The sequence below is a fragment of the Sphingobium sp. RC1 genome (assembly GCF_059738765.1).
Genome location: NZ_AP027306.1, coordinates 1,873,389 through 1,890,217, shown reverse-complemented (window position 1 = coordinate 1,890,217; position 16,829 = coordinate 1,873,389). Strand labels below are relative to the sequence as shown.

The 16,829-nt window shown below is 62.7% G+C and carries 12 protein-coding genes; 11 read left to right on the top strand and 1 reads right to left on the bottom strand.

Annotated elements, in window-relative coordinates; genetic code table 11:
• Nucleotides 1-27 precede the first annotated feature (27 nt).
• From infB to ligA, 9 genes are all read left to right on the top strand, one after another.
• A complete protein-coding gene (infB, locus tag AC6JBC_RS09290) occupies nt 28-2,613 on the top strand; it encodes a translation initiation factor IF-2 (RefSeq protein WP_498023932.1) in 2,586 nt (861 codons plus the stop codon).
• Nucleotides 2,614-2,759: 146 nt separating this feature from the next.
• On the top strand, nt 2,760-3,158 hold the full coding sequence (rbfA, locus tag AC6JBC_RS09285; protein WP_498023931.1) for a 30S ribosome-binding factor RbfA: 399 nt from the start codon (nt 2,760-2,762) through the stop codon (nt 3,156-3,158).
• 17 nt (nt 3,159-3,175) lie between these two features.
• Nucleotides 3,176-4,198, top strand: a complete 1,023-nt coding sequence (gene truB, locus AC6JBC_RS09280) for a tRNA pseudouridine(55) synthase TruB (protein WP_498023930.1) — start codon at nt 3,176-3,178, stop codon at nt 4,196-4,198.
• 19 nt (nt 4,199-4,217) lie between these two features.
• Nucleotides 4,218-4,487, top strand: coding sequence for a 30S ribosomal protein S15 (gene rpsO / locus AC6JBC_RS09275; RefSeq protein WP_022681215.1), 270 nt, complete (start codon nt 4,218-4,220; stop codon nt 4,485-4,487).
• A gap of 269 nt (nt 4,488-4,756) precedes the next feature.
• Complete coding sequence (pnp, locus tag AC6JBC_RS09270; RefSeq protein ID WP_498023929.1) at nt 4,757-7,087, top strand: polyribonucleotide nucleotidyltransferase; 2,331 nt, start codon at nt 4,757-4,759, stop codon at nt 7,085-7,087.
• Nucleotides 7,088-7,232: 145 nt separating this feature from the next.
• Nucleotides 7,233-8,249 (top strand): sensor histidine kinase, encoded by a 1,017-nt coding sequence (locus AC6JBC_RS09265; protein WP_498023928.1) that lies wholly within the window; start codon nt 7,233-7,235, stop codon nt 8,247-8,249.
• A 67-nt stretch (nt 8,250-8,316) separates the two neighbouring features.
• Nucleotides 8,317-9,102, top strand: coding sequence for an outer membrane protein assembly factor BamD (locus AC6JBC_RS09260; RefSeq protein ID WP_498023927.1), 786 nt, complete (start codon nt 8,317-8,319; stop codon nt 9,100-9,102).
• A gap of 201 nt (nt 9,103-9,303) precedes the next feature.
• On the top strand, nt 9,304-10,965 hold the full coding sequence (recN, locus tag AC6JBC_RS09255; protein ID WP_498023926.1) for a DNA repair protein RecN: 1,662 nt from the start codon (nt 9,304-9,306) through the stop codon (nt 10,963-10,965).
• A gap of 60 nt (nt 10,966-11,025) precedes the next feature.
• On the top strand, nt 11,026-13,170 hold the full coding sequence (gene ligA, locus AC6JBC_RS09250) for an NAD-dependent DNA ligase LigA (RefSeq protein WP_498023925.1): 2,145 nt from the start codon (nt 11,026-11,028) through the stop codon (nt 13,168-13,170).
• A 143-nt stretch (nt 13,171-13,313) separates the two neighbouring features.
• On the opposite strand, the gene yghU is transcribed toward ligA, so the two are convergent.
• Nucleotides 13,314-14,186, bottom strand: coding sequence for a glutathione-dependent disulfide-bond oxidoreductase (gene yghU / locus AC6JBC_RS09245; RefSeq protein WP_498023924.1), 873 nt, complete (start codon nt 14,184-14,186; stop codon nt 13,314-13,316).
• A gap of 399 nt (nt 14,187-14,585) precedes the next feature.
• Here yghU and groES point away from each other — a divergent pair, with 399 nt between their 5' ends.
• Nucleotides 14,586-14,873 carry a co-chaperone GroES gene (gene groES / locus AC6JBC_RS09240; RefSeq protein WP_167302842.1) on the top strand — a complete coding sequence of 96 codons (288 nt, stop codon included), beginning with the start codon at nt 14,586-14,588 and terminating at the stop codon, nt 14,871-14,873.
• A 111-nt stretch (nt 14,874-14,984) separates the two neighbouring features.
• A complete protein-coding gene (groL, locus tag AC6JBC_RS09235; protein ID WP_498023923.1) occupies nt 14,985-16,631 on the top strand; it encodes a chaperonin GroEL in 1,647 nt (548 codons plus the stop codon).
• The last annotated feature ends 198 nt before the right edge of the window (nt 16,632-16,829 follow it).

Sequence of the window (16,829 nt, the reverse complement as noted above, 5' to 3'; positions counted from 1 at the left end):
TGTAAGTGAAGGGTACAGTTCAGTCGTATGAGTGACAGCAAGGAAGACAAGCCGGTTCTGGGCCGCAAGCCGCTGGGCATCAAGCGGACCGTTGAATCCGGCCAGGTGCAGCAGCAGTTCAGCCATGGCCGCAAGAATACGGTCGTGGTTGAGGTGAAGCGGCGCCGCATTCTGGGCAAGCCGGGCGAAGCCGGTGCGCCCGTGGCTGCGCCTCAGGCTGATCCTGCCCCGGCGCCCGCCGCAGCGGCCCCCGCGCCTCAGCCGCAGGCTCGCGCGCCTCAGCCCGCCGCTCCGGCGCGCCCCGCTCCGCCGCAGAGCCTGATGTCGCGTCAGGAATTGCAGGCGAAGCTGCTGCGCGAGGCGGAAGAAGCCCGCATGACCGCGCTGGAAGATGCGCGCCGCCGCGAAGACGCGCAGCGTAATGCCGCGAGCGAGGATGAAAAGCGTCGCGCCGAGGAAAATCGCCTGGCTGCGGAAGCTGCCGAGGCCGAAGCCGCGCGCCGTGCCGAAGAAGAAGCCAAGGCCCCCGAGCAGCAGCCCGAGCCCGAGGCTCCTGCGGCGCCTGTCGTCGAGGAAAGCTCCGAAGCGCGTCCCGCTGCCGCTCCGGCTGCGACCGGTTCGGCTGTGCCGCCGCCGCGCCGCTTCACCCCGGTTGCCCCGATCAAGCGTCCCGAACCGGCCAAGCCGGATCGGGCCAAGCGTGCGGGGGAGGATAATCGCCGCCAGTCGGGCAAGCTGACCGTGACGCGTGCTCTTGCGGACGATGACAGCGCTCGTGCCCGCTCGCTCGCCGCATTGAAGCGCGCCCGCGAAAAGGAACGTCGCGCCCATTATGCCGGTGGCGCGCAGCAGCGTGAAAAGCAGGTTCGCGACGTCGTCGTGCCCGAAAGCATCACGGTTCAGGAACTCGCCAACCGCATGGCCGAAAAGGGCGCGGACCTGGTGAAGTCTCTGTTCAAGATGGGCACCGCCGTCACGCTCAACCAGCCGATCGATCAGGATACGGCGGAACTGCTGGTCGAGGAATTCGGCCACCGCATCCAGCGCGTTTCCGATGCCGACGTTGAAATCGGTATCGAGGGCGAAGTCGATGCGGCAGAGACGCTGAAGCCCCGCGCGCCGGTCGTGACGATCATGGGCCATGTCGATCATGGCAAGACATCACTGCTTGACGCGCTGCGCGGGACCGATGTGGTCGCGGGCGAAAGCGGTGGCATCACCCAGCATATCGGCGCCTATCAGGTGACGACCAAGGGTGGCGACGTCATCACTTTCCTCGACACGCCGGGCCACGAAGCCTTCTCGGAAATGCGCGCTCGTGGCGCGAACGTCACCGACATCGTCATCCTGGTGGTGGCGGCCGATGACGGGCTGATGCCGCAGACAATCGAGGCCATCAACCATACCAAGGCGTCGGGCGTGCCGATGATCGTCGCGATCAACAAGTGCGACAAGCCCGAAGCCAATCCGCAGAAGGTGCGCGAGCGCCTGCTGAGCGAGGAAATCGTTGTCGAGGATATGGGCGGCGACGTGCAGGACGTGGAGGTTTCGGCGCTCAAGAAGACCGGCCTTGACGAACTGATCGAGAAGATTCTGCTTCAGGCCGAGGTCATGGAACTGGGCGCTAACCCCGATCGCCCTGCCGAAGGCAATGTGATCGAGGCGCAGCTCGACAAGGGCCGTGGCGCGGTTGCCACCGTGCTGGTCCGCAAGGGCACGCTCAAGGTCGGCGACACGTTCGTCATCGGCGCGGAGAGCGGCAAGGTGCGCGCTCTGGTCAACGACAAGGGCCAGAATGTGAAGGTCGCAGGGCCTTCGACTCCGGTCGAGGTGCTGGGGCTTTCGGGTGTTCCTCTGGCGGGCGATCAACTCACGGTCGTGGAGAATGAAGCGCGTGCTCGCGAAGTGGCAGCCTACCGTCAGGAACAGGCGACCAAGAAGCGCACCACCAACGCCCCGACCAGCTTTGAACATATGTTCTCTGCGCTCAACACGACCGTCATCGAATATCCGGTGGTGGTGAAGGGCGACGTGCAGGGTTCGGTCGAAGCTATCGTGACGGCGCTCAACCGCATCTCGACGGATGAAATCAAGGTCCGCGTTCTGCACTCGGGTGTCGGCGCGATCACCGAAAGCGACGTCACACTGGCCGCTGCCAGCCGAGCGCCGCTGATCGGCTTCAACGTGCGTCCCAATGCCAAGGCGCGTCAATTGGCGGAGCGCGAGAAAATCTCGCTGCGCTATTATGACGTGATCTACGACTTGCTCGAAGAGGTTCGCGGCGAAATGGCGGGCCAACTGGCTCCCGAACGCATCGAAACCATCGTCGGCCGCGCCGAAGTGCTTCAGGTGTTCCCAGCGGGCAAGAAGGACAAGGCGGCTGGTCTGCTCGTCCTCGACGGCATCATCCGCAAGGGGCTCAATGCGCGCCTTACCCGCGACGATGTCATCGTGTCGCGTACCCACATCGCTTCGCTTCGCCGCTTCAAGGACGATGTGTCCGAAGTGCGTGCGGGCATGGAGTGCGGTGCGGTGCTGCAAGACACGAACGACATCAAGGCTGGCGATACGCTGGAACTGTTCGAGGTCGAGGAACGCGCCCGGACGTTGTGATCCGATAAAGTCCCCCTCCCGCAAGCGGGAGGGGTCAGGGGTGGGCGCGAGCAACGCGAGCTTCCGACCTGGCTCCTGAGTGATTGCTAACGCAATCGCGCCCACCCCCGGCCCCTCCCGCCTGCGGGAGGGGGGAGTTTTGGTTTATGGCCCAACAACCTGAAGGCCCCTCCGTCCGCCTCCTCCGCGTGGGCGAACAGGTGCGCCATGTCCTGTCCGATATTCTCCAGCGCGGCGACGTGCATGACGAGGTGCTGGCCAAACATGTGGTCAGCGTCACCGAGGTTCGCATGTCGCCGGACCTCCGCCACGCGACCGCGTTTGTGAAGTCGCTGCTCGGACAGGATGAGGAGGCGGTGCTGAAGGCGCTGCGCACCAACACCGCCTATCTACAGCGCGAGGTCGCCCATCGGATAAGCCTCAAATATGCGGCCAAGCTCAAATTCCTGGCGGACGAGAGCTTTGACGAGGGTAGCCATATCGACAAGCTGCTGCGTGATCCCAAAGTCGCGCAGGATCTTGAACAGCCGGATGATGAGGGCTGACGCGCTGCGTTGATCCGATGCACGGCTGGATCATCCTCGATAAACCGCACGGGCTTGGCTCGACGCAGGCGGTGAGTGCGGTGAAGCGTGCGTTGCGGCAGAGTGGCGCGGGCAAGTGGAAGGTGGGCCATGGCGGCACGCTCGATCCGCTTGCGACTGGCGTGCTGCCGATCGCTGTTGGGGAAGCGACGAAGCTTGCCGGGCGAATGCTCGACAGCGACAAGATCTATGATTTCACGATAGCATTTGGCGCGCAGACCGACACGCTGGACCTGGAGGGGAAGGTGATAGCGGAGAGCGATCACCTGCCGACGCTGGGCGAAGTGGAAGCGGTACTGTCCCGCTTTACAGGTCCGATCGAGCAGGCGCCGCCAGCCTATTCCGCCATTCTGATCGACGGCCAGCGCGCCTACGATCTCGCCCGCGCAGGGCAGGATGTGGAGATGAAGACGCGCAGTGTGACGATTTACGAACTGCAGATTTCCTCTCTCCCGGAAGGGGGAGAGGATAGCGCAGCTTGTCCGCATGGCGGGCTAGCGGAGCTTGGAGAGGGGCAGGGCGCGTCATCCCCCTCTCCAACTCCGGCTAGGCAGCAAGCTGCCAAGCCTCCTTATCCTCTCCCCGCGAGCGGAGAGAGGATTCAGCAAATCACCCTCCGCGCCCATGTCTCCAAGGGCACCTATATCCGCTCCCTCGCCCGCGACATCGCGATCGCGCTTGGCACGGTCGGCCACGTCACCATGCTGCGCCGCGTAAAGGCAGGGCCGTTCACCCTGGATTCCGCTATTTCGCTGGACAAATTGGACGAAGCTGCTAGGGGCGGCGGCATCGCGCAGCTCATGCTGCCGTTGACCGCAGGGCTGGACGACATCCCGGCTCTCGCAGTCTCTCCCGACGACGCATTGGCTCTCCGACAGGGGAAGGTGCTTGTGGGGAAACCGCATACCGGTCTCATGCTGGCGATGGAGGGCGACACGCCCGTCGCGCTGGTCGAGGCCAGTGGCCCTGAAATCAGGGTGGTGCGCGGCTTCAATCTCTAGATGTTACGAAAGGAAGCCGATGTCGATTACTGCTGAGCGCAAGGAAGCGCTGATCAAAGAACATGCCCGCGCCGAAGGCGATACCGGTTCGCCGGAAGTCCAGGTTGCGATCCTCTCGGAGCGCATTTCGAACCTGACCGAGCATTTCAAGGGTCACCACAAGGATAACCACAGCCGTCGCGGCCTGCTGATGCTGGTCAACAAGCGCCGTTCGCTGCTGGACTATCTGAAGAAGAAGGATGGGGCGCGGTACACCGACCTCATCGCCAAGCTGGGCCTGCGTAAGTAAGCCTGCTAAAGAAGGAGCGGCCCCCGCGTGGGGCCGTTTCTGATTCTGACAACATGGCGTCTGGCAATTCGGCACGGCGCCATGAAACGGGGAACTTTCCCCACACCGTTAGCCCTGAGTTCATCGAAGGGCATCTCTTGCTTGAAGAGAAGGGAAGGGCTTCGACAAGCTCAGCCCGAACGGAGGAGAGATAGGCTCTCCACTCATGGGCCACCGGCCCACCAAAGGCCCCGCCCGGCAATAGGGCCGCGCGGGCGAAGGAAAACATTATGTTCGATGTAAAGAAGGTATCAATCGAGCTGGGCGGCAAGACCCTCACGCTCGAAACCGGCCGTATTGCGCGTCAGGCTGACGCCGCCGTGCTGGCGACCTATGGCGAAACCGTGGTGCTGTGCGCCGTGACCGCCGCCAAGTCGGTGAAGGAAGGACAGGACTTCTTCCCGCTGACCGTCCACTATCAGGAAAAATATTCCGCAGCTGGCCGCATCCCCGGCGGCTTCTTCAAGCGTGAGCGCGGCGCGACCGAAAAGGAAACGCTGACCAGCCGCCTGATCGACCGCCCGATCCGCCCGCTGTTCCCCGAAGGTTTCTACAACGAAATCAACGTCATCGCCCAGGTGCTGTCGTTCGATGGCGAAAGCGAGCCCGATATCGTCGCGATGATCGCCGCTTCGGCAGCGCTCACCCTGTCGGGCGTGCCCTTCATGGGTCCGATCGGCGCTGCCCGCGTCGGCTACAAGGATGGCGAATATCAGCTGAACCCGTCGATGGATCAGGTGAAGGAAGGCGAACTGGACCTGACCGTCGCCGCTACCCATAACGCGGTGATGATGGTCGAATCCGAAGCCAAGGAGCTTTCGGAAGACATCATGCTCGGCGCTGTCCTGTTCGCCCATGAAGCGAGCAAGAAGGTTGTCGAGGCGATCATCCAGCTGGCTGAGAAGGCCGCGAAGGATCCTTGGGATGTCGCCAAGGGCGAAAATCTGGATGACCTGAAGAAGAAGCTGAAGAAGCTGATCGGCAAGGACATCACGGCTGCCTACAAGCTGACCGACAAGTCGGCTCGTTCGAACGCGATCAACGAAGCCCGCGCCAAGGCGAAGGCATTTTTCGCGGAAGAGGGCCTCGACGCCCAGACTGTCATGGCTGGCATCAAGCTGACCAAGAAGCTGGAATCGGAAATCGTGCGCGGCGCCATCATCAAGGATGGCAAGCGTATCGACGGCCGTACCACGACGCAGATCCGTCCGATCGAGGCGATGGTCGGCTTCCTGCCACGTACCCATGGTTCGGCGCTGTTCACCCGTGGCGAGACGCAGTCGATCTGCACCACCACGCTGGGCACCAAGGACGCCGAGCAGATGATCGACGGCCTGAACGGCGTCTATTATGAAAACTTCATGCTGCATTATAACTTCCCGCCCTATTCGGTCGGTGAAGTCGGCCGCTTCGGCGCGCCGGGCCGTCGCGAAGTCGGCCATGGCAAGCTGGCATGGCGTGCGCTGCACCCCGTGCTGCCCAGCAAGGAAGATTTCCCTTACACCATCCGCGTCCTGTCCGATATCACCGAGTCCAACGGCTCGTCCTCGATGGCGACGGTATGCGGCGGTTCGCTCTCGATGATGGACGCGGGCGTTCCGCTGAAGCGTCCGGTGTCGGGTATCGCCATGGGCCTGATCCTGGAAGGCAAGGATTTCGCGATCCTCAGCGACATTCTGGGCGACGAAGATCACCTCGGTGACATGGACTTCAAGGTGGCGGGCACGGAAAACGGCATCACCACCATGCAGATGGACATCAAGGTTGCCGGCATCACGCAGGAAATCTTCGAAGTCGCGCTGCGTCAGGCGAAGGAAGGCCGCGCCCATATCCTGGGTGAGATGAACAAGGCTCTGTCCTCGACCCGCACCGAACTGTCGGCGCACGCTCCCCGCATCGAAACGATCCAGATCGACAAGTCGAAGATCCGTGACGTCATCGGCACCGGCGGCAAGGTCATCCGCGAAATCGTCGCGGAAACCGGCGCCAAGGTCGACATCGACGACGAAGGCATCATCAAGATCAGCTCGTCCGACATCGACCAGATTGAGGCCGCCAAGAAGTGGATCCTGGGCATCGTCGAGGAAGCGGAAGTCGGCAAGATCTACAACGGCAAGGTCGTCAACATCGTCGACTTCGGTGCGTTCGTGAACTTCATGGGTGGCAAGGACGGTCTCGTCCACGTGTCCGAAATGAAGAATGAGCGCGTCGAAAAGCCGACCGACGTCGTGTCGGAAGGTCAGGAAGTGAAGGTCAAGGTCCTTGAGATCGATCCGCGCGGCAAGGTTCGCCTGTCGATGCGCGTCGTTGACCAGGAAACCGGCGAAGAGTTGGAGGACACCCGTCCTGCCCGCGAACCGCGCGAACCCCGTGGTGATCGCGGTGATCGCGGCGACCGTGGCCGTGGTCCCCGTCGTGATGGCGGTGATCGTGGCGGTCGCGGTGGTGACCGTGGCGGCGATCGCGGCCCGCGTCGTGATCGTGGCCCGCGTCCCGAAGGCCGTGGTGGTGACGATGACGGCTCCAACGCTGGTCTGCCGGACTTCCTGACCCAGGACTGATCGGTTCCAAACCATCAGGTTAAGCAAAATGAGAAGGGCGCCCCCGCCGGGCGCCCTTTTTCGTTAGAGCCCAAACTCCTTGACTTCGATCAATTGGAGATGGCCAAACTTCTGTTACTGTGCAGCGCGATTTCAGGGGGATAAGATGCAGCGTTCCAATGAAAGGTTCGTCGAGCGCCTTCCTCTCGTGCTTCGGCGGCCCGTATACGCCTACGCCGTCTCGGCCCTGTTTTGTGGCATCGCCCTTGCCCTCAGGCTGTCCGCGCAGGATTTCCTGCCGATCGGCTATCCTTTCGTATCCTTCTTTCCCGCCGTCATCCTTTCGACTTTTTTGTTCGGGCTGCGTCCCGGCATATTTGCGGGGATAGTTTGCGGAATATTGTCCTGGTATTTCTTCATCCCGGCGGGTGCTGGCGGTGTCCTTAATGGCGGAGTTATCCTCGCCCTTATTTTCTACGCGGCCGTGATCGCCATCGACATCGCGCTCATTCACCTGATGCAGCGGGCCAATTTCAACCTTGCCGTGGAACGGGAACGCAGCCGTACGCTGGCGGAAAACCGGGAACTTCTGTTCCACGAATTGCAGCATCGCGTTTCCAACAATTTGCAGGTCGTGGCCGCGATGCTGTCATTGCAGCGGCGCCATGTAGACGATGAACTAGCGAGCAGGGCGTTGGACGATGCCGCCAGCCGCCTCGCGCTGATCGGTCGGATCAGCCGTGCGTTGTATGATCCGGCAGAGGACGGGCAGGACCTGCATGCTTTTCTGACGCGGCTGACGGCAGATGTGCTGGAGGCGAGTGGGCGGGACGACATTCGCGTTACCGTCAGCGCTCCACCGGGTCTGACGCTGGAATCCCACGTCGCCGTGCCGCTCGCGCTGATCGTGGCGGAGGCGGTGAGCAATGCCATTGAACATGGCTTGCCCCATCGTGGCGGGATAATCGAGGTGTCGCTGGAGGATTCGAGCGGTACGCTGTCGCTGAAGATCGCTGACGACGGCGACGGCCTCTCGCCCGATTTCGAGATCGAGAAGGGCAATTCTATCGGCCTGCGCATTGCAAGCGCGCTGGCGAGCCAGCTCAGCGGTCAGTTCGGCCTGCACGCGCGACCGGAAGGCGGCGCAATCGTCCGGTTGGACCTGCCCGTGCAGGCGCGTTGAAAGCCTGAAGCGTCCGCACGCTATTCTGCCGCTTGGCGAGTGCCATTCGCTCCGCTATGACCCGGCCATGCTGACGAAAACCATGACGCGCATTGGCGCTGCTACCGCCCCGCTTCTGCTTGCCGCCTTGCTCGCCGGCTGCGCCACGTCGAAGAACAAGGCCGACACTCAATATGTCGCCCGTGACGTGTCCACGCTTTACAATGCGGGCAAATACCGGCTCGATCGCGGGCAGTATAAGATGGCCGCCGCGCTCTTTGATGAGGTGGAACGCCAGCATCCCTATTCCCCCTGGGCGCGCCGCGCGCAGCTCATGTCCGCGTTCAGTTATTATATGAACAAGGACTATAGTGAATCGATCGCGGCGTCGCAGCGCTTTCTGGCGATTCATACCGGGAACAAGGATGCGCCCTACGCCTATTATCTGATCGCGCTCTGCTATTATGAGCAGATCGCCGACGTTACCCGCGACCAGAAGATCACGCAGCAGTCGCTGGATTCGCTGGGCGAGTTGATCCGCCGCTATCCCGATACCCGTTATGCCGCCGATGCGCGGTTGAAGCTGGACCTCGTCAACGATCACCTCGCGGGGAAGGAGATGGAAGTCGGCCGTTTCTACCAGCGTCGCGGGCAGTGGCTGGCAGCGACGCTACGCTTCCGTGTGGTCATCGACAAATATCAGACGACCACCCACACGCCCGAGGCGTTGGAGCGTCTGGTCGAAAGCTATCTCTCGCTCGGTATCCCGGAGGAAGCGCAGAAGGCTGCGGCTGTTCTGGGCAAGAACTATCCTGGCTCCAAATGGTATGAGCGTAGCTACAAGCTCATGCGGGAACATGGCGCGAAGGCGTGACATCTAGCCCCTCCCTTTCAAGGGAGGGCGCTGCGGGCCGGTCAAGCCCCCGGCTTGACCTAATCAGCATGGGATGCTGTTTACCCAAAGCGGGGTGGGTCGAGAGCGCAGCGAGCGTCCGACCTCTCGGCAAACGGTGCCGCCTGCGGCGGCACACCCACCCCCGGCCCCTCCCTTGAAAGGGAGGGGGGAGATTGTCAGGTGCTGACCAATCTTTCCATCCGCAACGTCGTCCTGATCGAGGCGCTGGACCTGGAGTTCGGCACGGGCCTTGGCGTGCTGACGGGGGAAACGGGCGCGGGCAAGTCTATCCTTCTCGATTCGCTTGGGCTGGCGCTGGGGGCGAGGGCTGACAGTGGCCTCGTCCGCAGCGGGGAGGCGCAGGCCAGCGTCACCGCCACCTTCGACATTCCGCGCGCTGATCACAGGGCTGCCGAACTGCTCGGCAGCAACGGCATCGAACTTGATGCGGGCGAACCACTCATCATCCGCCGAACCTTGAAGGCTGACGGGGGAAGCCGGGCATTCGTCAATGATCAGCCCTGTTCCGCCGCCTTGCTGCGCGATCTGGGCGGCACGCTGGTCGAGATACATGGGCAGCATGACGATCGCGGGCTGCTCAACCCACGCGGGCATCGTCAGTTGCTGGATGTCTATGGCCGTTGCGACAGCGCGTCGGTGGCATTTTCCCACTCTGCCTGGCGCGCGGCGGCGGATCGGCTGGCGGAAAGCCGCGCGGCGGTCGAGGTGGCGGCGCGGGATCGCGACTATTTGACCCATGCCGTTGAGGAACTCTCCCGCTTCGGCCCCGAGCCCGGCGAGGAAGCGGCGCTGGCCGAAGAGCGCGCGACCATGCAAAAGGGTGCGCGGCTGTCCGATGACCTATCCACGGTGACGGATTGCCTCACCGGCTCGGATGGTGGGTTGGCGCAGTTGCGGCAGGCGGCGCGACGGCTCGACCGCATGGTGGGTGAATATGAGCCACTTGCCGAAGTGCTCGCCGCCCTCGACCGGGCGGTGATTGAGGCGGGCGAGGCGGAGGACCGGCTGGCCAAGGCAGCGGATGCGCTCAGCTTTGATCCGGCGCGGTTGGACGCGATCGAAACGCGGCTGTTCGACCTGCGCGGATTGGCGCGTAAGCATCAGGTCGCCGCCGATGACCTTGCTGCCCTACGCGATGAGATGGCGGCGAAGCTGGCCGCCATCGAGGGCGGAGAGGAGCATATCGCCGGGTTGGAAGCGGAGGTCGCGGCCAGCGCTGCCGCCTATCGCGAGGCGGCGCAGGCGCTTTCGGCACAGCGCAAGGATGCTGCCGCGCGGCTGGATGCAGCCGTGGCGGCTGAACTCGCGCCGCTGAAGCTGGACGCCGCGCGCTTCCGCACGACCGTCGCCGCGCTTGATGAAGGGCAGTGGAGCGCACAGGGCATGGACCGGGTGGAGTTTGAAATTTCGACCAATCCCGGCGCGCCCTTTGCGCCATTGGTGAAGATCGCATCCGGCGGCGAATTGTCGCGCTTCATCCTGGCGCTCAAGGTCGCGCTGGCGGAGCGGGGCGGGGCGGATACGCTGATCTTCGACGAGATCGACCGGGGCGTCGGCGGCGCGGTGGCTTCGGCGATCGGCGACCGGCTGGCGCGGCTGGCACGGAGCAACCAGATCCTCGTCGTCACCCACAGCCCACAGGTCGCCGCGCGCGGCGCTGGTCATATGTTGATCGCCAAGGCCAGCGACGGCAGAGTAACCCGCACTGGCGTCCATGCGCTGGGCGATGGGGAGCGGCGCGAAGAGATTGCCCGCATGCTCTCCGGCGCGGAAATCACCGCCGAGGCAAGGGCGCAGGCTGAGCGGCTGCTCGAAGTCTGAATTGCTACGAGCAAATGATCGCTTCTCGACAAGCCCGCCCTGAACGGGGATGGAGCAGATATGAGTGACTCGATCGACCTGACCCATATGACCGAAGCCGAGGCCGCCAATCGCCTGATGCGGCTGGCCAGGGAAATTGCGCGGCATAATCGGCTCTACCATGATCAGGATCAGCCCGAGATCACGGACGCTGCTTATGATGCGCTGATCCGCGAGAATGGAGCGCTGGAGGCTGCCTTTCCGCAGCTGATCCGCGCCGATTCTCCTAACGCGCAGGTCGGCGCTGCGCCGACTTCGGGGTTGAAGAAGGTCCAGCATGCGGTTCGCATGATGAGCCTCGACAACGGCTTTTCGGACGAGGACATCGCCGAATTCGTGGCGCGTGTGCGCCGCTTCCTCGCACTGCCTGACGGGGAGCCTGTTGCCCTGACGGCTGAGCCGAAGATCGACGGTCTGTCCTGCTCGCTCCGCTATGAAAAGGGAGAACTGCGGCTCGCCGCGACGCGTGGTGACGGCACGACCGGTGAGGATGTGACCGCTAATGTGCGCCACATCGGCGACATTCCCGACCGGCTGACTGGCGAGGACGTGCCCGACCTGTTCGAGGTCCGGGGTGAGGTTTATATGGCCAAGGCCGACTTCGTGGCGCTCAATCAGCGCCTGCTGGCTGAGGCCGACGATCCGGAAAAGGCGCGGCAATTCGCCAACCCGCGCAACGCTGCGGCGGGATCGTTGCGGCAGAAGGACGCCACCGTCACCGCCAGCCGCCCGCTGCGATTCCTCGCCCATGGTTGGGGCGAGGCGAGCAGCCTTCCGGCAGAGACGCAGCTTGGCGTCATGCAGGCAATCGGGCGTTGGGGCCTGCCAGTGTCGGACATGCTGACCTGCGTGGACTCGCTTGACGCGTTGATCGCCCATTATCGCGGGATAGAGGCGGCGCGCGCTGACCTTCCGTTCGACATTGATGGCGTAGTCTACAAGGTGGACCGGCTCGATTGGCAACAGCGGTTGGGCTTTGTTGCCAAGGCGCCGCGTTGGGCGATCGCGCATAAATTTCCGGCGGAACGGGCGCAGACCACGTTGGAGGCGATCGACATTCAGGTCGGTCGCACGGGCAAGCTGACCCCGGTCGGGCGGCTCACCCCCGTAACGGTGGGTGGCGTGGTCGTGTCCAACGTGACGCTGCACAATGCCGACGAGATCGAGCGCCTGGGCGTGCGTCCGGGCGATCGTATCGTGGTGCAGCGTGCGGGCGATGTCATCCCGCAGGTGGTCGACAATCTGACCCGCGACGAAGCGCGCCCCGCTTTCCTCTTCCCCGACCATTGCCCCGTATGCGGGTCGGAGGCTGTGCGCGAAGAGGGCGAAGTCGATATTCGCTGCACCGGCGGGCTGATCTGCGGTGCGCAACGGTTTGAACGGCTCCGCCATTTCGTCAGCCGTGGTGCGCTCGACATCGAAGGGCTGGGGGAGAAGACGATCCAGGAGTTTCTCGACCTTGGCTGGATCACCGAACCGGCTGACATCTTCCGCCTTAAACAGCATCGCGCCGCGCTGCTTGGGCGAGAAGGGTGGAAGGAAAAGTCTGTCGATAATCTGTTCGCCGCGATCGAGGCGAAGCGCGCTCCGGATGCATCGCGCCTGCTCTTCGGTCTTGGTATCCGTCATATTGGCGCGGTCACAGCCCGTGATCTGCTGAAGCGCTACACGAGCCTGCCCGGTATCAGGGCGTTGGCCGAGGACATCATGGCCTTACGCGATGCCACCATCTGTGCCGAGGGTGAGGAGGAAGCACGCTTCCGCAATCGGCTGGACAAGGCGATCGCGGAGATGATCGGCGTTGAAAATGTCGGTTCGGCGGTTGGTCATGCGCTCGCCGACTTCTTCCACGAACCACATAATCGGGAGGCGTGGGACGACCTGCTGTCGGAAGTCTCGCCGCCCGACTATGTGGTTGAAACCACCGCCAGCGCGGTGACTGGCAAGACCGTGGTCTTCACTGGCAAGCTCGAAACCATGAGCCGGGACGAGGCCAAGGCGCAGGCCGAGCGCCTGGGCGCCAAGGCCGCAGGGTCGGTCAGCGCCAAGACGGACCTGCTGGTCGCTGGTCCCGGCGCGGGATCGAAGCTGAAACAGGCGGCTTCGCTGGGGATTGAGGTGATTGATGAAGCGGCTTGGGCCGAAATCGTGAAGGCGGCGGGGTAGGGACGCACTAACCACATCCCCGTCATTCCAGCGACCCGTAGGGCGGCGTAGCCAACGCTGGAATCTCAGGAAGCCGTGGAGCATAGGGTCGACGAGACCCCAGCGTTCGCTGGGGTGACGCGGTAAATGCTGCCGGGGCTTAGCTACCCGACCCCTTCCACCTTATCCTGCGTCTTCGTATCAAAGTCGCTCGCATCGTGCCGTTCCCGAAGCTGTTCCTCCAGCGGACCACTGGCACGATTCACGATCCGGCCGCGCTTCACGGCGGGGCGCGCATCGATCTGCTTCGCCCAACGCTGGACATTGGCGTAGCTCTGCACGTCCAGAAATTCGCCCGCGCCCACATAGGTCCGGTCGAGTGCCACCCCGCCATACCAAGGCCAGATCGCGATGTCGGCGATCGCAAATTCATCGCCAGCGATATATTCATGCTCACCAAGCTGGCGGTCCAGCACGTCGAACTGCCGCTTTACCTCCATCGCATAGCGGTTGATGGCATATTCGATCTTTTCAGGTGCATAGGCGAAGAAATGGCCAAATCCGCCGCCCAACAGGGGCGCGCTGCCCATCTGCCAGAACAGCCAGGACAGGGTCGCGGTACGCTTCGCCGGGTCCGTGGGCAGGAACGCCCCGAACTTCTCGGCCAGATAGACCAGGATCGCGCCAGATTCGAAAACCCGCTGCGGCGGTGAAACGCTGTGGTCCATCAGGGCAGGGATTTTGCTGTTCGGATTAACCGAGACAAAGCCGCTGCCGAACTGATCGCCCTCGCTGATGTTGATGAGCCAGGCGTCATATTCAGCGTCCGGATGGCCTGCCGCCAGCAACTCCTCCAGCATGATCGTGACCTTTTGCCCATTGGGCGTGCCCAGCGAGTAGAGTTGCAGCGGGTGCTTTCCGATCGGAAGTTCCTTGTCGTGGGTCGCGCCCGCGACAGGTCGGTTTATGTTGGCAAAGGCACCGCCATTATCCTTGTCCCATGTCCAGACGCGAGGCGGAGTATAGCTTTCAATCATTTGGCAAAATGCTCCCTAGGCGAGGTTGCCTCGCAAGTAGGAAGCGAGGTCCTGTGCCGCAACTGCCGAGCTAAAGGGAAACGGCGTTGCGGCGCGCATTCAACGCGCCAATGGTCGCAACAATCCCGCGCATTGGCGCTGCGCAGGTGACAAATGGCCTCCCAACGCGCACAAGGCGCATGCTTTCCGCCCGTGACGGGAAGCATAAAAAATCTGCATCCATCTCTTGACCGGCAATTTCATCGCTCCATATTCCGCGACGCTGGCACTCTTCAAAAGAGAGTGCTAACAGCACCTGGTTCATACGGGAGAAGGAACGGCGTTCAGCAGATTCGCGGATAGGGAAAACCCCGCGATTGGACGTCCAACCCAACCCAATAGAGGGAAAGGCAACTCAACATGGCATTTCGTCCGTTGCATGACCGCGTTCTCGTCCGCCGCGTAGAAGCGGAAGAGAAGACTGCCGGTGGCATCATCATCCCCGACACCGCCAAGGAAAAGCCGCAGGAAGGCGAAGTCGTTTCCGTCGGCACCGGCTCCAAGGCCGAAGATGGCAAGGTGACCCCGCTGGACGTCAAGGCTGGCGACCGCATCCTGTTCGGCAAGTGGTCGGGCACCGAGGTCAAGGTCGACGGTGAAGACCTGCTGATCATGAAGGAATCGGACATTCTGGGCGTCGTCGCCTAACCGATCATTGATGTCATCCCGGCGGAAGCCGGGATCTCAGGCCTTTAAACGCGGCGCTATGCCGCACCAGATCCCAGCTTTCGCTGGGATGACGGACAGAGGAACAAAATCATGGCTGCAAAAGACGTAAAGTTTTCGCGTGACGCCCGTGAGCGCATCCTGCGCGGCGTCGACATCCTGGCCGACGCGGTCAAGGTGACCCTGGGTCCCAAGGGCCGCAACGTCGTCATCGACAAGAGCTTCGGCGCTCCCCGCATCACCAAGGACGGCGTCAGCGTCGCCAAGGAAATCGAACTTAAGGACAAGTTCGAGAACATGGGCGCGCAGATGGTCCGCGAAGTTGCTTCGAAGACCAACGACATTGCCGGTGACGGCACCACCACCGCCACCGTTCTGGCCCAGGCCATCGTTCGCGAAGGCATGAAGTCGGTTGCCGCAGGCATGAACCCGATGGACCTGAAGCGCGGCATCGACCTCGCCGTGACCAAGATCGTCGAGAATCTGAAGTCCCGTTCGAAGCCGGTTGCTGGAACGAAGGAAATCGCTCAGGTCGGCATCATTTCTGCCAATGGCGACACCGTCGTGGGCGAGAAGATCGCTGAAGCGATGGAGCGCGTCGGCAAGGAAGGCGTGATCACCGTCGAAGAAGCCAAGGGCCTCGAATTCGAGCTGGACGTCGTCGAAGGCATGCAGTTCGACCGCGGCTACCTGTCGCCCTATTTCGTGACCAACCCGGAAAAGATGGCAGTCGAACTGGCTGATCCCTACATCCTGATCCACGAAAAGAAGCTGTCGAACCTGCAGTCGATCCTGCCGATCCTCGAAGCGGTTGTTCAGTCGGGCCGTCCCCTGCTGATCATCGCTGAGGATATCGAAGGCGAAGCGCTGGCGACCCTGGTCGTCAACAAGCTGCGTGGTGGCCTGAAGGTTGCTGCGGTCAAGGCGCCTGGCTTCGGTGATCGCCGCAAGGCCATGCTAGAAGACATCGCCGTCCTGACCAAGGGTGAAGTGATCTCCGAAGACCTCGGCATCAAGCTTGAGAACGTCACCCTCGGCATGCTCGGCACCGCCAAGCGCGTCACGATCGACAAGGACAACACCACCATCGTCGATGGCGCAGGTGAAGGCGACGCGATCAAGGGCCGCACCGAGCAGATTCGCGCTCAGATCGAGACCACAACCTCGGACTATGATCGTGAAAAGCTGCAGGAACGTCTGGCCAAGCTGGCTGGCGGCGTTGCTGTCATCAAGGTTGGCGGTGCTTCGGAAGTGGAAGTCAAGGAGCGCAAGGACCGCGTCGACGACGCGCTGCACGCAACCCGCGCAGCCGTTGAAGAAGGCATCGTCCCCGGTGGCGGTACGGCTCTGCTGTACGCAACCAAGGCTCTCGAAGGCCTGAAGGGTGTGAACGACGACCAGACCCGTGGCATCGACATCATCCGCAAGGCTATCGAAGCGCCGCTGCGCCAGATCGCCCAGAATGCGGGCGTCGATGGTGCGGTTGTCGCTGGCAACCTGCTGCGCGAAAATGACGAGACCCAGGGCTTCAACGCCGCGACCGACACCTATGAGAATCTTGTCGCCGCTGGCGTCATCGATCCCACCAAGGTCGTTCGCGCTGCTCTGCAGGACGCGGCTTCGGTCGCCGGTCTGCTGATCACCACCGAAGCGTGCATCGCCGAAACGCCCGCCGACGAAAAGGCGCCGATGGGCATGCCCGGTGGCGGCATGGGTGGCATGGGCGGCATGGACTTCTAAAGCGATCGTAGCAGTTGGGCTTCGGCCCAACTGTGGTTCGATCGCGACGGCAAAGTCCTTCGTTCAAGCGAAACGAGAAGGGCCGGTGGAGCGATCCACCGGCCTTTTTCTATGGAGGACGCCGGAGCGAGGAAATTTCAGGGGTCCGGCCGTGGCTGGTGCCATCGAAAGCTGGCATTTCGGGCGGGAGGCATGGCG